Genomic DNA, 16762 nt, shown 5'->3' with positions numbered 1-16762 from the left:
TGCCTTTCGAGGGTGGTTGCCGGCCCGGGTGAGGGGCGGCTCGGGCCGCCCGGTGCGGGGCGGCTCAGGCGAGCAGCGAGCGGCCGATGATCTCCTTCATGATCTCGGTCGTGCCGCCGTAGATGGTCTGGACGCGGCCGTCGGTGAACGCCTTGGCGACCTTGTACTCACTCATGTAGCCGTAGCCTCCGTGGAGTTGGAGGCAGCGGTCGGCGACGCGCTTCTGCAGTTCGGTGGCCCACCACTTGGCCATGGAGGCGTGGACGGCGTCCAGGACGCCGTCGGAGTGGTCGACGATGCACCGGTCGAGGAAGGTCCGGGTGACGGCGCACTCGGTGGCCATCTCGGCGATCTCGAAGCGGATGTGCTGGAGCTTGGAGAGCGGGCGTCCGAAGGCCTCGCGCTCCTTCACGTACCGGGTGGTGATCTCCAGCAGGTGTTCGGCGGCGGCGATCCCGGCCACCGCTATGCCCATGCGTTCCTGGGCCAGGTTGGTCATCAGGTGGATGAACGCGCCGTCGCGTGTCCCGAGGAGGTTCTCCTTGGGGACGCGGACGTCGTCGAAGAACAGTTCGGCGGTGTCCTGGGACTTCTGGCCGATCTTGTCGAGGTTGCGGCCACGCTCGAAGCCCTCCGCGCCGCGTTCGACGACGATCAGCGAGAGGCCCTTGGCCCCGCCGTCAGGGGTGGTCTTCGCGACGACGACGACCAGGTCGGCGAGGATGCCGTTGGAGATGAAGGTCTTGGAGCCGTTGAGCAGCCAGTGGTCGCCCTTGTCCTCGGCGGTGGTGCGGATGGCCTGGAGGTCGGAGCCCGCGCCGGGCTCGGTCATCGCGATCGCGGTGATGGTCTCGCCGGAGCAGAATCCGGGGAGCCAGCGCCGCTTCTGCTCGTCGGTGGCCAGGCCGGTGAGGTAGGGGCCGATGATGTCGTTGTGCAGGCCGATCGCGAGCCCGGGGGCCCCGGCCCGGGTGAACTCCTCGGCGAGGACGGCGCTGTAGCGGAAGTCGTCGCTGCCGCCGCCTCCGTACTCCTCGGGGACGGCGAGGCCCAGCAGTCCCGCGCGCCCGGCGGCGAGCCAGGCGTCGCGGGAGACGATGCCGTCCTGCTCCCACTGCTCGTAGTACGGGAGGACCTCCTTGGCGAGGAAGGCCCGGACGGTCTCGCGGAAGGCTTCGTGCTCCTCGGTGAAGATCTGGCGTTGCACAGGGTCTCCTAGTCGTGAGGGTCGGGCCGGAGCCCCGGTACGCCCCAGTCGGCGGCGACGGCGGCCGTGTCGGCGCCGGGCAGGGCGGGCCCGCCGCGTACGGAGACGGGGGTGGCCGAGAAGCGCGGGGCGGGGGCGGGCTGGGTGAGGCCGCTGTGCTCGACGAAGGTGGAGCGGGCGGCGAGGTGCGGGTGGTGCGGCGCCTCGGTGAGCGAGAGCACGGGGGCCACACAGGCGTCGGTGCCGTCGAACACCTCGGTCCACTCGGCGCGCGTACGGGTCGAGAAGCGCTCGGTGACGGCGGCGCGCAGCTCGTCCCAGCGGGCGAGGTCCCAGCGGTCGGGGAAGGCGTCCGCGATGCCGAGGAGGCCTGCGAACTCCGTGTAGAACTTCTCCTCCAGCGGGCCGACCGCCATGTGGCCGCCGTCGGACGTGGCGTAGGTGCCGTAGAAGGGGCAGCCGCCGTCGAGGAGGTTCGTGCCGCGCCGGTCCTGCCAGCTCCCGGCGGCCAGCATGCCGTGGATCATCGTGGCGAGATGGGCGGCGCCGTCCACGATGGCGGCGTCGACGACCTGCCCCTCGCCGTGGGCGCGGGCGTGCTGGAGGGCGGCGAGGACGCCGATGACGAGGTAGAGCGAGCCGCCCGCGTAGTCGCCGAGCAGGTTGGCGGGGACCACGGGCGGCTCGTCCGGCTTGCCGATCATGGACAGGGTGCCGGTGAGGGCCAGGTAGGCGATGTCGTGTCCGGCGCGCTCGGCGAGCGGCCCGTCCTGGCCCCAGCCGGTCATCCGGCCGTAGACGAGTTTCGGGTTGCGGGCGAGGCAGGCCCCGGGTCCGACGCCGAGGCGTTCGGCGACGCCGGGGCGGTAGCCCTCGACCAGGATGTCGGCGCGTTCGACGAGGTCCAGGACGCGGGCCGGCCCCTCGTCGCTCTTGAGGTCCAGGAGGACGGAGCGCTTGTTGCGGTTGGTGAGGTCGGAGGCGGGATCGATGCCGAGCCCGGCGCCGCCGGGACGGTCCACGCGTACGACGTCGGCCCCGAGGTCCGCCAGCAGCATCGCGGCGAACGGTCCGGGTCCGATGCCCGCCAGCTCGACGACGCGGACACCGGTCAGCGGACCGTGCCCGGGCCTTGGACCTTTCGCCATCTGTGACCCCCCAAGAGGTGTGACACAACCGATGTAACATCAGTGATGCTAAGAACGCGCCCCGCTCCGCACAACCCCTCGGGCCGAGCAAGCGCTTAGTTCTTTCCCTCGATCCTCTCGCATCCGGCCCGGCCGGGCGGCGCCACATCGCTCTCCGCTAGCCTCTGCCTGCCACGTCGGCACCCGGCTCGCAGCGGAGGTACTCGTGAACAGGCAGAACGACGCGACACGTCCCTTGGACGTCGTCCTCTTCGGTGCCACCGGCTTCGTGGGGACGCTCACGGCCGAGTACCTGGCGGCCCACGCCCCCGCCGGCCTGCGCTGGGCGCTGGCCGGTCGCAGCCGGGCCAAGCTGGAGGGGCTGCGTGAGCGGCTCACCGCGATCGCCCCCGGCTGCGCGGACCTGCCGCTGCTGGAGACCGACGCGGACGACGCGGAAGCCCTGGCCGAGCTGGCCGCCTCCACCCGGGTGGTGGCCACGACGGTGGGGCCGTACATCCGTTACGGCGAGAAGCTCGTCGCCGCGTGCGCGGAGGCCGGAACGGACTACGCGGACCTCACGGGCGAGGCGGAGTTCATCGACCGGACCTACCTGGAGCACGACGCACGGGCCCGTGAGACGGGGGCGCGCATCGTGCACGCCTGCGGCTTCGACTCCGTCCCCCACGACCTGGGGGCGTACTTCACCGTCAAGCAGCTGCCCGAGGACGTCCCCCTGGCCGTCGACGGCTTCGTCCGTACCGACGCGGTGTTCTCCGGCGGGACGTTCGCCTCGGCGCTGACCGCGATGGGCCGGGGCCCGCAGCTGCTGGCCGCCGCCCGGGAGCGCCGGCTGCACGAACCGCGCCTGGTGGGCCGGCGCGTCCGCACTCCGGCGGGCTCCCCGCACTTCAGCGGAGCCGTCGGCACCTGGGCACTTCCGCTGCCGACGGTGGACCCGACGATCGTGGGCCGCTCGGCACGGTCCCTGGAGCGGTACGGCCCCGACTTCCGCTACCGGCACTTCGCCTCGGTCAAGACCCTGCCGATGGCACTCGGCGCCCCGCTGGCGATCGGCGCGCTGGTGGCCGCCGCGCAGGTGGAGGGCGCCCGGGAGTGGCTGATGGGGCGTTACGAGCCGGGGCAGGGGCCGGACGAGGAACGCCGCGAGCGGAGCTGGTTCAGCGTCCGCTTCGTCGGCGAGGGCGGCGGGCGGCGCGTCTTCACCGAGGTGTCGGGCGGCGACCCGGGTTACGGCGAGACGGCGAAGATCCTCGCCGAGTCGGCGGTGTGCCTGGCCCTGGACGAGCTGCCGGAGACCTCCGGGCAGGTGACCACGGCGGTGGCCATGGGCGACGCGCTCCTGGAGAGGCTGACCGCGGCGGGACTGCGGTTCCGGGTGGCGGCGGTGCGGTAGCCGACGCCCGGGGGGCGACCGGGGCGACCGGGGGCGTCTAGAAGATCCAGTCGGCCAGCGTGTAGAGCATCGCGCCCAGCCAGACGAGGCCCGCGGCGCTCCCGAGGAGCATGCCGAGGGCCGTACGGCGCTGAACGGGGTCGAAGGGCGCGGTGCGGACTGCTGCGCGAGAGGCGTTCATGCGTTCTAGCCTGCCCAGCTGTGCTGATCTACGCCATCCGTACGGGTACTCAGTTGCAGGACTGTTCCACGCCCGGGACCGTCACGCGGCGGGCGGCAGCTGTTCGCGTACCCACGACGGGTCGGGATTGGTGTGCGGCCGCTCCGCCACGAGGACGGTCGGCACGGTCTCGTCGCCGCCGTTGGCCGCCCGCACCTCGGCCGCTCCCGCCGGATCGCGCCAGATGTCGACCCAGTGCAGCCGGGAGGCGTCGCGACCCAGCCGGAGGCGGAGCCGCAGACAGTACGTGCAGCCCGGACGCCAGTAGACGACCGGGCGGCCGTCGACGGCGCTGCGCCGCCGGGCCTCGGCGGCGGGGACCGGCCTCGGGAAGACCAGGGGCGAGGTCACCCCGGCGAACAGCAGGAACAGCACGAGAAGTGCGGCCGCCAGGACGGGGTCGCCGCTGCGGGCGGGCCCCGTCGCGACGGCGGCACCGCTGAGCACCAACAGGATCGGCGACAACCACACACGCATCATGACGACGCACGCTATCTCCGCGCGGCCCCGCCCATCGAGGCGGGCCGCCCGCCCGGGGCCGCGGGGCCCGCGTCAGGCGGTCGCTTCCCGCAGGGTCTGCCGGCACAGGGCGTCCGCCCGGCGGGTGCTCTCCGGCTGGCGGAACCGGCCGGCGAGGCGGAGCGTGTGGGCGCAGGCGTTGTCGAGGCTGACGCGGTGACCCACCGAGACGAACACCGGGTTGGTGTTCTCCTGGGTGCGCAGCGCCCTGCCGACCACCTCCTCGCCGTCCAGCAGCGGCGAGAAGTCACCGCGCCGGGGGCCGGGGGCCTCGTACGTGAACGTGAACGGGTTCTTGCCGACGCCGATCACCGGCAGCCCGGTCAGCACGCCCAGGTGGCTGGCGAGTCCGAAGCGGCGCGGGTGCGCCAGACCATAGCCGTCGCAGATGACGAGGCCCGGGTCGACGCTCAGCCCCTCCAGGGCCTCCAGCGCCGTCGGGATCTCCCGGAAGGCCAGCAGTCCGGGGACGTACGGGAAGGTGATCCGGCCGACGGCGGTGGCCTCGTCGATCGTCTCCAGGGTCACGGCGTCCAGCACCACGGCCGCCGCGACGACGACGTCCTTCACGTCGTCGTAGGCCACGTCCACCCCGGTGACCAGCCCGGTTCCGGGCTCGGGCCCCGTCTCGTCCAGGATCACCCGGCCGCGCAGCCGGTCCTGGATCTCCCGGCCCTCGGCTTCGTCGGCAGGGGTCTCGTGGGCGGGGGTGGGGGAGGTCGTCATGTCCGGAAGCTTATGCGGTGACGGGCCCCGGTCCGTTACGCGGTGTCCGCCGGCCGCCCGTCGCGGAACCCCGGGACGGGCGGCCGGAATCCCGTAGCCTGACGATCATGTTCGTACTCGAATTGACCTACACGGCTCCGGTCGAACGCGTCGACGCCCTGATGCGGGAGCACATCGCCTGGCTCGACGAGAGTTACGCGGCGGGCGTCTTCATCGCCTCGGGGCGCAAGAACCCCCGGGACGGCGGAGTGATCCTGGCCGTCGGCGAGGACCGGGCGGAGATCGAGGAGATCGCGGCGGGCGACCCGTTCGCCGAGCACGGTGTGTGCGCCTACCGGATCACCGAGTTCATCGCCACCAAGACGGCGCCCGGACTCGCTCTGTACCAGCAGCCGTTGGCGTAGTTCGCGGGCCCCGCCCACTCCCGGTCCGGACGCGGCCGATGAGTTTCCGGGACGGGGCCGGTCTGCACGGGTATGGAAACGTACACACTCGAAACAGCCGGCGCCGACCTCGTCCACGACGTTCGCGGGCCGCTGCCGACCGCTGACGGCCGCCCGCCGTTGTTCATGATCGGGCAGCCCATGGACGCCACCGGATTCGTCGCGCTCGCGGCACGCTTCCCGGGGCGGACCGTGGTGACCTACGACCCCCGGGGGCTCGGCCGCAGCACCCGCAAGGACGGGCGGACCGACCACACGCCCGAGACCCAGGCGGACGACGTGCACGCCCTCATCGAGGCGCTCGGGGCCGGGCCGGTCGAGATGTTCGCCAGCAGCGGCGGGGCGGTCACCGCTCTCGCCCTCGTGGCGCGTCACCCCGGTGACGTGACCACCCTCGTCGCACACGAGCCGCCGCTCATCACGCTCACCCCGGACGGTCCGGCGGCCGTCCGGGCGCGGGCCGGGGTCCGGGACGCGTACGAGAAGCGCGGGTGGGGGGCCGGGATGGCCGCGTTCGTTGCGATGACCTCGTGGGAGGGCGAGTTCACCGACGCGTACTTCGCACAGCCCGCGCCCGATCCCGCCGCGTTCGGCATGCCCGCCGAGGACGACGGCTCACGCGACGACCCGCTGCTGTCCGACCGGTCGTGGGCGATCAGCGGCTACCGGCCGGACGTCGACGCCCTCGCCGCGGCCGCCACCCGCGTGGTGATCGCCGTGGGCGAGGAGTCGCGGAGCGTCCAGACGGGGCGGACGTCCGCCGCGACGGCCGAACTGCTCGGGCAGCGGGTGTCCGTCTTCCCGAGCCATCACGGCGGCTTCCTCGACGGGGAGTTCGGCTATCCGGGGAAGCCGGACGAGTTCGGGCAGCGGCTGCGGGAGGTGCTCGACGGCGCCTCGTAGGACCGTTCAGAACCCCAGCCGGGCCACTCGCCCCTTCTCGCCCGCCGCCCAGCAGCCCAGGTCGGGCGTGCAGTCGACGGTGTCGTACGAACCGGGGTCGACCGTCCGCCAGGTGCGTCCGCCGTCCAGGGTGAGGTCGGTGCCCGTCGGGCCGACGGTCAGGGCGACGGAGCGGCTGTGGGGCAGCCAGGCGACGCCGGAGCGGTAGGCGGGCGGCGGGGTGGCGGACGCCCGCCAGTTCCGGCCGCCGTCCCCGGTGACGGCGGCGGCCTTCGGCGAGGCCTGGTCGGGGCGGTAGTCCCCGCCGACGGCGATGCCGTGCCCCCGGTCGCGGAAGGCGACGGCGAAGACTCCGCGGGCCGGGTCGCCCGCCGGGATGGTCGACGCGCTCGCCGTCCAGGTCAGGCCCCGGTCCCGGGAGTGCAGGACCCGGGCGGTCGCCGCTCCCCCGGTGGTCAGCCAGACGTCCTTGGGGCCGGAGCTGACCAGGCACTGGCCGCTCGCCGCGAAGCCCGCCTCGCCCGGCTGGGCGGCGGGCATCCCGGCGTCGGGCAGGACCCGCCAGGAGCGGCCGCCGTCCGCCGTGGACAGGACCCGGAACTTCCCGTCCACCGGGTCGCCCGCCGCGAGTCCGTGCCGGCTGTCGAAGAACGTCAGGCAGTTGAAGAAGGCGCGGGGGTCGGTGTTGCGGAAGGACTCGGTCCAGGTGGCCCCGCCGTCGTCGGTGCGCAGCACCCGGGAGGCCTCGCCCTCGCCGATGGCCAGGGCGACGGCCCGGCGGCCGTCGAACGCCTCGATGTCCCGCAGCTCCAACTCGGCGGCGCCCGGCGGTGACACGTCGCGCCAGGTACGGCCGCCGTCGCCGGTGCGCAGGACCGTGCCCTTCGACCCGGCGACCCAAGCGGTGGTGCGGCTGACCGCGGCCAGCCCCCGGAAGCGGGCGTCGGCGGCGGTCTCGGTGAGCTGCCAGCCGGGCAGAGGGCCGCGGGCGCTCGCCTCCCGGGACGCGGCCGTCCCGGGAGGCGTCCCGGGCGTGCCTTCCGTCGACGCCGCGTGTGCGCCCGGTGCGACCAGTGCGGCGGCCAGGGCCGCGCCGCCGGTCACCAGTGCCATCAGCCGTCTCGTGTTCCCCATGGCCTTCATGGCGCTGGAAGCTAGCCGACGGGTTCCGGCCCGTCCAGGGTGCGTCGCCGCCGAGCGGGCAGGAGAGCGGGGGTGCGCCAATTCCGGGCGGGACCGCCGGGAGCCGGTGACGCAGCTCACGCCGCGCGCCGGTGCACGAAACCAGGAGTTCCGTCGTCTACTCCAATGCCGGGAACCGTTCATCCGGCCGCGCGAGAGGGAGCAGGTTTGTCCAGCGTTATCGAGCAGTCCGTGCAGGCCCGCATGGTCGCGTCCGCACCGCGGATGGAGACCCTGCCCGCCACTCTTCAGTACGACCGCCAGTACCCGTTCGCGGTACGCATGGCGTTCCCGGCCCCGGCGACCCTGGAAGGCACCGAGGTGTCCTGGGAGTTCTCCCGCGAGCTGCTGACCACCGGGGTGGACTCCCCCGCCGGGCAGGGAGACGTACGCGTACGGCCGTTCGGGTACGAGCGGACCGTGCTGGAGTTCCACGCCCCCGAGGGCATCGCCATGGTCCATGTGCGCACCGAGGAGCTGCGGCGTTTCCTCCAGCGGGCGCAGGAGCTCGTGCCGATGGGCGACGAGCACCGGTATCTGGACCTGGACCGGGGTCTGACCGATCTGCTCGGCGGTCCTCGCTGACGTCGTAAATCCGGTTGCCGGGCCCGCGCCCCCGGCCCTACCTTCGTGACGGTTCCTGTTGTCGTCGATCGGAGTGGGACGTTGCTGATCTGAGGTCCTGTGCACACCGTGCAGCGCCCGCCGCGCCTTGCCGCGGCCCGGAGCGCCCGTGTGCGATCTCAGCTTCCGCCTGCCGTCCCTGTCGTTCCCGACGCACAACGGGAGATCCGTATGTCCACCACCGACACCCACATCAGCTGTACCTCCCTCGCCTTCTCCTGGCCCGACGGCAGCGAGGTCTTCACCGGTCTCGATCTGGCCGTGGGGCCGGGCCGCACCGGTCTCATCGGCCTCAACGGCTGCGGCAAATCGACTCTGCTGCGTCTGATCGCCGGTGACCTCGCCCCGCGGTCCGGCGTGATCAGGACCCGTGGCGAACTCGGCTACCTTCCCCAGAACCTGATCCTGGACACCGCGCTGCGGGTCGACGAGGTGCTCGGCGTCGCCGACCGGCGCGCCGCGCTCGACGCGGTCGAGTCGGGCGACGTCCGGCCCGAGCACTTCGCGGTGATCGGCGACGACTGGGACATCGAGGAACGCTCCCTCGCCACCCTGGACGGGCTCGGGCTCGGCCACATCGGGCTCGACCGCGCCATCGGGGAGATGTCCGGCGGCGAGTGCGTCCTGCTGCGGCTTGCCGCGCTGCTGCTGGAGCGGCCCGGGGTGCTGTTGCTGGACGAGCCGACGAACAACCTGGACGTGTACGCCCGGCGGCGGCTCTACGACGCGGTCGACGCCTGGACCGGTGCGCTGCTCGTCGTCAGCCACGACCGGGAGTTGCTGGAACGGGTGGACCGGATCGCGGACCTGCGCGAGGGTTCGGTCACCTGGCACGGCGGGAACCTGTCGGCGTACGAGGAGGCACTCGCCCTCCAGCAGGAGGCGGCGCGGCGCATGGTGCGCGTCGCCGAGTCGGACGTACAGCGTCAGAAGCGTGAACTGGCCGACGCCCACATGAAGTTGGCCCGGCGCAAGCGCTACGGGCAGAAGATGTGGGACAGCAAGCGCGAGCCCAAGGTCGTCATGGGGCAGCGCAAGCGCTTCGCGCAGGAGTCGGCCGGCAAGCACCGCATCCTGCACACGGAGCGGCTGGCCGCGGCCAGGGAGCGTCTCGACGAGGCGGAGCTGGCGGTGCGGGAGGACGAGGAGATCCGGGTCGAGCTGCCGGGGACCCGGGTCCATCCGGGCAGCGAGGTGCTGCTGCTGCGCGATCCGGTGCCGCCCTACGGCCCGCCGCTGCGGGGCGAGTTGATGGTGCGGGGTCCCGAGCGGATCGCGCTGACCGGTCGCAACGGGGCGGGCAAGACCGCGCTGCTCCGGTTGATCGCGGGGCAGCTGACGCCCGTCTCGGGCGAGGCGACCCCCTTGGTCGCGACCGGGTTCGTGCCGCAGCGGCTGGACGTGCTGGACGACGCGTCGTCGGTGGTGCGGAACGTGGCACGGTCGGCTCCCGCCCGCACGGACAACGCCGTGCGGGCGCGGCTGGCCCGTTTCCTGTTCAAGGGGGCGGCGGCGGACCGCCCGGCGGGGACCCTTTCGGGCGGCGAGAGGTTCCGGGCGACGCTGGCGATGCTGCTCCTGGCCGATCCGCCGCCCCGGCTGCTGCTGCTCGACGAGCCGACGAACAGCCTGGATCTGGCGAGCGTACGGCGGCTGACCGAGGCGCTGGGGGCCTACGAGGGGGCGTTGATCGTGGCGAGCCACGACGTGCCGTTCCTGGAGTCGATCGGGATCACCCGCTGGCTCCGGCTCGACGGCGGGCTGTCGGACACGACGGCCCGGGCGGTGCGCGAGGGCGGCTGAGGCGGTGCGTGGGCGATGACGGCGCGGCCACGGCCCAGAGCCCGGCAGGCGGGGCCGCGGCCGGAACGAACCCGCGCGGCCGCGCCTCTCGCACGGTCGCCGCTCACGGCTCGAGCCGACCCGCGTGCCGGGGCACCGCGCCTTCCACCGACGACCGGTCGGGTGGTGATTCGGTGAGCCTCACGGCGCCGGGTTGGAGGGTCAGCCGACCGTCGCCATGAAGTCCAGCAGCAACTCGCCCGTCTCCAGGGGCGCTTCGAGCATCGGGAAGTGCCCGACACCGGGCAGCCGCTCGACTCGCGTGTTCGGTGCCGCTTCGTACAGGTGCGCCGATTCCGGGTCCCAGCGGGGGTCGGCGGTGCCGAAGATCACGAGAGCCGGGACATCGAGTGTGCCGAGACGCCTGGGTACGCTCCGCTCGGCGATGTACGCGCTGTAGTGGCGCAGCACCGTCCTGAGGGTGCGGTAACTGATGCCCCGGACGTCGGCGACCAGATCGTCCGGGACGCTCACCGGGCGGTTGCAGACCGCGGTCACCCCCCGGCGGAGCATCGCGTCGGAACGGACGCGCCACAGGAGCGGGCCGAGCGGCGGGGCGGTGAGCGCCCGAAGGAGAGCGGGCTGCGGGAGGAGCGCGTCGAGGCTCGGGCCGCTGCTGATCAGCGCGAGGGATGCCACCAGGTCCGGGCGCTGTTCGGCGAGGGCGGTGGCGATGTACCCGCCGCTGGAGTGTCCGGCCACGGTCACGGGACGCGGCCCGAGTTCGTCGAGCGTCGCGGCCAGGCCCGCCGCCTGCTCGGCCACGTCGTACGACGCCGCGGGCGGGGACTGGCCGTGGCCCGGCAGATCGACCCGGATGACGTGGTGCCGGCCGGCCAGTGCCGGCACCACCGGGCCCCAGGAGCTGCCCGAGGCACCCGATCCGTGGATGAGTACGAGCGGCGGCGCGTCCTGCGGGCCGCCGTGGACGACGTGTATTCCGTGCACGTGCGTGCTGTCATGGATACCCATGCGGGCAAGGATGACCGCGCCGCCGCCCCTCGGTCTTGAACGAATGTCGCCACCCGGTCCGGCGTCCGGTCCGGCGTCCGGTCCGGCGTCCGGCGCAGTGCGGTGCGGTGCGGTGCACGGTCACCGTCCGAGCGCGTCCACGGATCGCCGTCCCCGGGATCCGTCCTCGGGATCCGTCCTCGGGATCCGTCCTCGGGATCCGTCCTCGGGATCCGTCCTCGGGATCCGTCCTCGGATCGTCCAGGAAAAGGAGACAGAAGCTGTCGGGTATCCCGCCTAGCGTCGCGCTCATGGATCGCTTCCCCGAGCGCGACGCGGAGCCGTACACCCCCGGCTCCGCGCACCGCGACATCGTCATCACCGGCGCGCGCGAGAACAACCTGCGCGACGTCTCCCTCCGCATCCCCAAGGGCCGCATCACCGTCTTCACCGGTGTGTCCGGTTCGGGCAAGTCGTCGGTCGTCTTCGACACGATCGCCGTGGAGTCGCAGCGGCAGCTGAACGAGACCTTCACCTCGTTCCTCCGTAACCGGCTGCCGAAGTACGAGCGGCCGCACGTCGAGTCCGTCGAGGACCTGTCGGTGGCCATCGTGATCGACCAGAAGCCGCTGGGCGGCAACGTCCGCTCCACGGTCGGCACGGCGACCGACATCTGGTCGGTGATCCGGGTGCTGTTCTCCCGCTGCGGAACCCCGAGCGCGGGCGGGGCGACCGCGTACTCGTTCAACGACCCCAGTGGGATGTGCCCGGAGTGCGACGGGGTGGGGCGCACGGTCCAGCTGGATCTCGACCGGGCGATCGACTGGTCGAAGTCGCTGAACGAGGGGGCGCTGCTGCTGCCCGGCCTGACGGTGGGCAGCTGGGAGTGGAATCTTTACGGGGGGTCGGGGCGGTTCGACAACGATCTGCCCCTGTCCGAGTTCGGCGAGGAGGAGCGGCGGACCCTGCTGCACGGTTCGGGGTTCACCGTCCGCCTCGACATGAGGACCGGCGCGGCCGACATGAAGTTCGAGGGTGTGGTGACGCGCTTCGAGCGCCTGTACCTCAAGCGCGACACCGCCTCGCTGTCCGAGAAGCGGCGCGAGGCGGCCGCCCGGTTCACCGTGGAGCGGGTGTGCGGGGCCTGCGGCGGGGCACGGCTGAACGCGGCGGCGCTCGCCACCCGGGTCGACGGGCTCTCGCCCGCCGACTACGGGCGGATGGAGGTCTCCGAACTCGTCGGCGTCCTGGAGCGGATCGTCGATCCGGTCGGCGGGCCCATCGCCGCCGCGGCCCGGGAACGGCTGGAGCGGCTGGTCGGCATCGGGCTCGGGTATCTGAGCCTGGACCGGGAGACCACGACCCTGTCGGGGGGCGAGGGCCAGCGGCTCAAGATGGTGCGGCACCTGGGCAGTTCGCTCACCGGGCTGACGTTCGTCTTCGACGAGCCCAGCGTCGGCCTGCATCCGCGCGACGTCGGGCGGCTGGGCGATCTGCTGGTGCGGCTGCGCGACAAGGGCAACACGGTGCTGGTCGTCGAGCACGACCCGGACGTGATGGCCGTCGCCGACCACATTGTCGACATGGGGCCGCGGGCCGGGGCGGACGGCGGACACATCGTCTTCGAGGGGACCTTCGAGCGGCTGCGCGAAGCCGACACGCTCACCGGCCGTTCGTTGCGCGGCCGCGCCCCGCTCAAGGAGACCGTCCGCTCCCCCACCGGCCGGCTCCCGGTGCACGGGGCCGACCTGCACAACCTCAAGGGCCTGGACGTGTCGTTCCCCACCGGGGTGCTGACCGCGGTGACGGGGGTGGCGGGATCCGGGAAGTCGACCCTGGTGTCGCGGGTGTTCACGGCGGCGTACCCGGAGGCGGTGGTGATCGACCAGAGCGCGATCACGGCCTCGTCGCGCTCCACCCCCGCCTCGTACATCGGCGCGCTGGACGCCATCCGCAAGGTGTTCGCCCGGGAGAACGGCGTGGACGCGGGGCTGTTCAGCTTCAACTCCACCGGGGCCTGCGCGGGCTGCTCGGGCCGGGGCGAGATCTCGACCGATCTGGCGTTCATGGATCCGGTCACCACGACCTGCCCGGAGTGCGAGGGCCGCCGGTTCCACGACGATGTGCTGAAGCACCGGGTCGCCGGCCGGTCGATCGTGGACGTCCTGGACATGACGGCGGCGCGGGCGGCCGGGCTGTTCGAGGATCCGGTGCTGCTGCGGAAGCTGCGCACCCTCGACGCGGTCGGCCTCACCTACCTCACCCTGGGGCAGCCGCTCTCCTCCCTCTCGGGCGGTGAGCGTCAGCGGATCAAGCTCGCCACCCAGCTGCACCGCACCTCCAGCGTGTACGTGCTGGACGAGCCGACGACCGGGCTGCACCTGGCGGACACGGGCCCGCTGGTGGATCTGCTGGACCGGCTGGTCGACGCGGGGAACACGGTGATCTGCGTGGAGCACAACCTGGATGTCGTCAAGCGGGCGGACTGGGTGATCGACCTCGGTCCGGACGGCGGCAAGGGCGGCGGGGAGCTGGTCTTCGAGGGAACGCCCGCCGATCTGCTCGCTCATCCGACGTCCGTCACCGGCCACTATCTGCGGCGGGACCCGGGGGTGGCACCACGCCCGGGCGCCGGGGTGAAACGGCCCCAGGACCCAGGGGTGGAGCAACCCGTTCCGCAACGGTGAGCCAGGGCCCGGAAGGGCTGCGGGAGGGCTCTCGCACACCCTCTCACCTGGCCGGATGACTCCGTGTATCCGGCCGTTCCCGGGGACGGGCTTGGCTTTCACCTTACGGTCGCCTTAACCTACGGTCACGTAACCTACGAAGCCGTAGGTAATTCTCCCGTCCCCAGGAGCTCCCCGTGACGATCGCCTCTCCCCACCTCGGCAGTTCGAAGGCGTGGACCGACGCCCAACTGCTGTACGCGCTGGAAGAGGTGGTGGAGAAGGAACTCAACCGCCATCTCAAGGTCGCCAAGGACTGGATGCCCCACGAGTACGTCCCCTTCTCCGACGGCCGGAACTTCCCCGGTATCTTCGAGGACGGCGAGGCGTGGTCGGCCGACCAGTCGAAGGTCACCGACATCGGCAAGATCGCCCTCGTGGTGAACCTCCTCACCGAGGACAACCTCCCCAGCTACCACCACGAGATCGCCTCCCTCTTCGGCCGCGACGGCGCGTGGGGCACCTGGGTGCACCGCTGGACCGCCGAGGAGGGCCGCCACGGCATCGTGATGCGCGACTATCTGCTCACCTCGCGCGCCGTGGACCCGGACAAGCTGGAGCAGTTCCGCATGGCGCACATGGCGGAGGGCTTCGAGTCGGACAACCGGCACTCGATGCTGCACTCCGTCGCGTACGTCGCCTTCCAGGAGCTGGCCACCCGCGTCTCGCACCGCAACACCGGCCACCAGTCCGGCGACCCGGTCTGCGACCGGATGCTGGCCCGGATCGCGACCGACGAGAACCTGCACATGGTCTTCTACCGCAACCTCCTGGGCGCCGCCTTCGAGCTGGCCCCGGACCTGACCATGCAGGCCGTGCGCGACGTCGTCGTCAACTTCCGGATGCCCGGGCACGGCATGCCCGGCTTCGAGCGGGCCGCCGCGCAGATGGCGATCGGCGAGATCTACAACATGCGCATCCACCACGACGACGTGATCCAGCCCGTGCTGCGCTTCCTGAAGGTGATGGACATCGACGGGCTCGGCCCGGAGGGTGCGAAGGCCCAGGAGGAGCTCGGTCTGTACATGGGCGGGCTGGACAGCGAGGCGTCGAAGTTCGACGAGAAGCTCGCCGCCCGCAAGGCCCGTATGGTGGCGCGCGGCCGCGCCTGATCCCAGCCCCCGGCAGGTGCTTCGATCCGAGCCCGGGCCTCACTCCTCGGCGGTGACCCCGGCGTACGCCATGTCGCGCACGTCGTCCGAGGAGTGCTGGCGGAGCATCCGCAGCTGGGTGCGCCACGGTCCGGTCCACCCGGTGCGCAACACCTCAGGGGTTTTACGGTGTGGCCGGGGGCGTTCAGCCCCGGTCGCGGCCTTCTCTGCGCAGCCGCTCGCGCTCCTTCTCCGACAGGCCGCCCCAGACGCCGAACCGCTCGTCGTTGGCGAGGGCGTACTCCAGGCAGGCCAGTCGGCCTTCGCAGGCGTTGCACAGCTGCTTGGCCTCGCGGGTCGAACTGCCCGGGGCCGGGAAGAAGAACTCGGGCCCGGCCTGCGCGCACAACGCGGACTCCTGCCAGGCGAGCGCGTCGTCGGTCACGGTGTTGATCAGCATGGTGCACACGGTGCCCAGTGGCGATAAACAACTGATCAACGATTCATCAATGTGCTCCGGCCGCGGCCACGAGTGCGCGCCGGAGCCCTCGGGGCCGCGGCCCCGCCCCTGGCTACTGCCTCGGCTCGGGCCTCATGACCGCGAAGACCGCCCCGTACGGATCGGCGACGTTGGCCATCTTGCCGACGCCGGGCACGTCCATGGCGGCCAGGGTCTCCGTGCCGCCGAGCCGCTTCGCCCCGGCCACCGTGGCGTCGACGTCGGCCACGGCGAAGTACGGCAGCCAGTGCGGGCCCCGGGCGGCCTCGGACGGGACGTCGCCCATCCGGACCAGGCCGCCGAACGACGCGTCCGGGCCGGCGCCGGCCGGGTGGACGGTGGTGTAGGTGTAGTCGGTGCCCTCCACCTTCAACTGGTCGGTCCCCCAGCCGAAGACCGTTCCGAAGAAGGCGGCCGCCGCCGGGACGTCGGAGGTGTACAGCTCGGCCCAGAGGAACGAGCCGGGCTCCTGGGCGACGCCGAAGCCGGAGTGCTTCTTCGGCTGCCAGGCGCCGAAATACGCCCCGGCCGGATCCGTGAAGCCGCCCATGCTGCCGAGGTCCAGGACGTCCATCGGCTCGAAGGCGGCGCCGCCGCCCGCCCGCTCCACCGCCGCGGCGGTGGCGGCGATGTCGGGCGACTGGAAGGAGACCGACCAGGCGCTGGGCGATTCCTCCTCCGACACCGTCATCACACCGCCGACGTAACGGCCGTCCAGGGTGAGCATTCCGTAGCCACCGACCTCGGGGCCTCCGGGGACCAGACCCCACCCGAACAGCTCCCGGTAGAAGGCGGAGGCCCCGTCGAGGTCGGGGGTGCCGAGATCGACCCAGTTGGGCGCTCCGTCGAGGAAGGTGGGGCTGATCATGGCGTGCTCCTCAGTCGGTCCGGGTGGTCTGGCTCGTCCGGTGCTGCCAGGTGGTTCCTCTCGTTCCGAGTCTTGCACCGGGCACCGACGACCGCAGTCCGCGCGAGGCCGACCGGGGTGCGATACACCGCCCGGAGCCGCGGGGCCCCGGCTCCGGGCGGCCCGGTGGGAGCCGGGGCCGACGGTGATCGCTTCTGTCACGCGGTTCAGCGTAGACAGCACCGGGGGGCCGGGGCTAAGCGTTGGACCGGCGCGTCGCCCGGGCCGTCGGGGGCGGTGGTCGTTCGGCGCCGTACGTCAGCGCCCTGCCGCCCGACGCGTCCCGTGTCGGGCGGGGGTGAGCGGCAGCAGTGCACGCCCGGGGCCTGTCGGAGGTGCGTGGCACGATGGCGGGAAAGCCGACGGAGCGGGTCCCGG

At 72.5% G+C, this 16762-nt stretch carries 16 protein-coding genes; 7 read left to right on the top strand and 9 right to left on the bottom strand.

All coding sequences use genetic code 11. The features are described 5' to 3' along the window. Nucleotides 1-64: 64 nt before the first annotated feature. Together D581_RS0101115 and D581_RS0101110 are read right to left on the bottom strand one after the other, a co-directional pair. Nucleotides 65-1207, bottom strand: coding sequence for an acyl-CoA dehydrogenase family protein (locus tag D581_RS0101115; RefSeq protein WP_018955379.1), 1143 nt, complete (start codon nucleotides 1205-1207; stop codon nucleotides 65-67). A gap of 8 nt (nucleotides 1208-1215) precedes the next feature. Continuing rightward, nucleotides 1216-2355 carry a CaiB/BaiF CoA transferase family protein gene (locus D581_RS0101110; protein ID WP_018955378.1) on the bottom strand — a complete coding sequence of 380 codons (1140 nt, stop codon included), beginning with the start codon at nucleotides 2353-2355 and terminating at the stop codon, nucleotides 1216-1218. A gap of 205 nt (nucleotides 2356-2560) precedes the next feature. Here D581_RS0101110 and D581_RS0101105 point away from each other — a divergent pair, with 205 nt between their 5' ends. Then, nucleotides 2561-3751 carry a saccharopine dehydrogenase NADP-binding domain-containing protein gene (locus tag D581_RS0101105; protein ID WP_018955377.1) on the top strand — a complete coding sequence of 397 codons (1191 nt, stop codon included), beginning with the start codon at nucleotides 2561-2563 and terminating at the stop codon, nucleotides 3749-3751. 37 nt (nucleotides 3752-3788) lie between these two features. Here the strand turns inward: D581_RS0101105 and mmpA are convergent, their stop codons facing one another. The 3 genes from mmpA to D581_RS0101090 all read right to left on the bottom strand — a co-directional run bounded on the left by mmpA (nucleotide 3789) and on the right by D581_RS0101090 (nucleotide 5216). After that, nucleotides 3789-3932, bottom strand: a complete 144-nt coding sequence (mmpA, locus tag D581_RS1000000141515) for a morphogenic membrane protein MmpA (protein WP_018955376.1) — start codon at nucleotides 3930-3932, stop codon at nucleotides 3789-3791. 81 nt (nucleotides 3933-4013) lie between these two features. Next, entirely contained in the window at nucleotides 4014-4451 is a 438-nt protein-coding gene (locus D581_RS0101095) for a glutaredoxin domain-containing protein (RefSeq protein ID WP_018955375.1), read from the bottom strand. A 72-nt stretch (nucleotides 4452-4523) separates the two neighbouring features. Further along, nucleotides 4524-5216: an endonuclease V gene (locus tag D581_RS0101090; RefSeq protein ID WP_018955374.1), complete on the bottom strand. Its 693-nt coding sequence runs from the start codon at nucleotides 5214-5216 to the stop codon at nucleotides 4524-4526. Nucleotides 5217-5323: 107 nt separating this feature from the next. Between D581_RS0101090 and D581_RS0101085 the strand changes: the two genes are divergently transcribed. After that, on the top strand, nucleotides 5324-5620 hold the full coding sequence (locus tag D581_RS0101085) for a YciI family protein (RefSeq protein ID WP_018955373.1): 297 nt from the start codon (nucleotides 5324-5326) through the stop codon (nucleotides 5618-5620). A gap of 72 nt (nucleotides 5621-5692) precedes the next feature. Continuing rightward, nucleotides 5693-6562 (top strand): alpha/beta fold hydrolase, encoded by an 870-nt coding sequence (locus D581_RS0101080; RefSeq protein ID WP_018955372.1) that lies wholly within the window; start codon nucleotides 5693-5695, stop codon nucleotides 6560-6562. A gap of 6 nt (nucleotides 6563-6568) precedes the next feature. On the opposite strand, the gene D581_RS0101075 is transcribed toward D581_RS0101080, so the two are convergent. After that, nucleotides 6569-7705: an oxidoreductase gene (locus tag D581_RS0101075; RefSeq protein ID WP_018955371.1), complete on the bottom strand. Its 1137-nt coding sequence runs from the start codon at nucleotides 7703-7705 to the stop codon at nucleotides 6569-6571. Between the two features lie 207 nt (nucleotides 7706-7912). On the opposite strand from D581_RS0101075, the gene ssgD reads away from it, so the two are divergent. Continuing rightward, complete coding sequence (gene ssgD, locus D581_RS0101070; protein ID WP_026290062.1) at nucleotides 7913-8329, top strand: spore wall synthesis regulator SsgD; 417 nt, start codon at nucleotides 7913-7915, stop codon at nucleotides 8327-8329. A gap of 210 nt (nucleotides 8330-8539) precedes the next feature. Continuing rightward, nucleotides 8540-10171: an ATP-binding cassette domain-containing protein gene (locus D581_RS0101065; RefSeq protein ID WP_018955369.1), complete on the top strand. Its 1632-nt coding sequence runs from the start codon at nucleotides 8540-8542 to the stop codon at nucleotides 10169-10171. Nucleotides 10172-10372: 201 nt separating this feature from the next. Here D581_RS0101065 and D581_RS0101060 read toward each other — a convergent pair whose 3' ends face one another. After that, nucleotides 10373-11182: an alpha/beta fold hydrolase gene (locus tag D581_RS0101060; protein WP_018955368.1), complete on the bottom strand. Its 810-nt coding sequence runs from the start codon at nucleotides 11180-11182 to the stop codon at nucleotides 10373-10375. 290 nt (nucleotides 11183-11472) lie between these two features. Here D581_RS0101060 and D581_RS0101055 point away from each other — a divergent pair, with 290 nt between their 5' ends. Both D581_RS0101055 and D581_RS0101050 read left to right on the top strand, forming a co-directional pair. Continuing rightward, nucleotides 11473-13848 carry an excinuclease ABC subunit UvrA gene (locus tag D581_RS0101055; RefSeq protein WP_018955367.1) on the top strand — a complete coding sequence of 792 codons (2376 nt, stop codon included), beginning with the start codon at nucleotides 11473-11475 and terminating at the stop codon, nucleotides 13846-13848. Between the two features lie 176 nt (nucleotides 13849-14024). Further along, a complete protein-coding gene (locus tag D581_RS0101050; protein WP_018955366.1) occupies nucleotides 14025-14999 on the top strand; it encodes an acyl-ACP desaturase in 975 nt (324 codons plus the stop codon). Between the two features lie 184 nt (nucleotides 15000-15183). Here D581_RS0101050 and D581_RS0101040 read toward each other — a convergent pair whose 3' ends face one another. Both D581_RS0101040 and D581_RS0101035 read right to left on the bottom strand, forming a co-directional pair. Then, nucleotides 15184-15438, bottom strand: a complete 255-nt coding sequence (locus D581_RS0101040) for a WhiB family transcriptional regulator (RefSeq protein WP_026290061.1) — start codon at nucleotides 15436-15438, stop codon at nucleotides 15184-15186. Between the two features lie 112 nt (nucleotides 15439-15550). Beyond that, nucleotides 15551-16345 carry a VOC family protein gene (locus D581_RS0101035; protein WP_018955363.1) on the bottom strand — a complete coding sequence of 265 codons (795 nt, stop codon included), beginning with the start codon at nucleotides 16343-16345 and terminating at the stop codon, nucleotides 15551-15553. Between the last annotated feature and the right edge of the window lie 417 nt (nucleotides 16346-16762).

It is taken from the genome of Streptomyces sp. CNB091 (assembly GCF_000377965.1).
The sequence above is the reverse complement of the archived record's forward strand: the minus strand, read 5'-3'. Positions and strand labels throughout refer to the sequence as shown.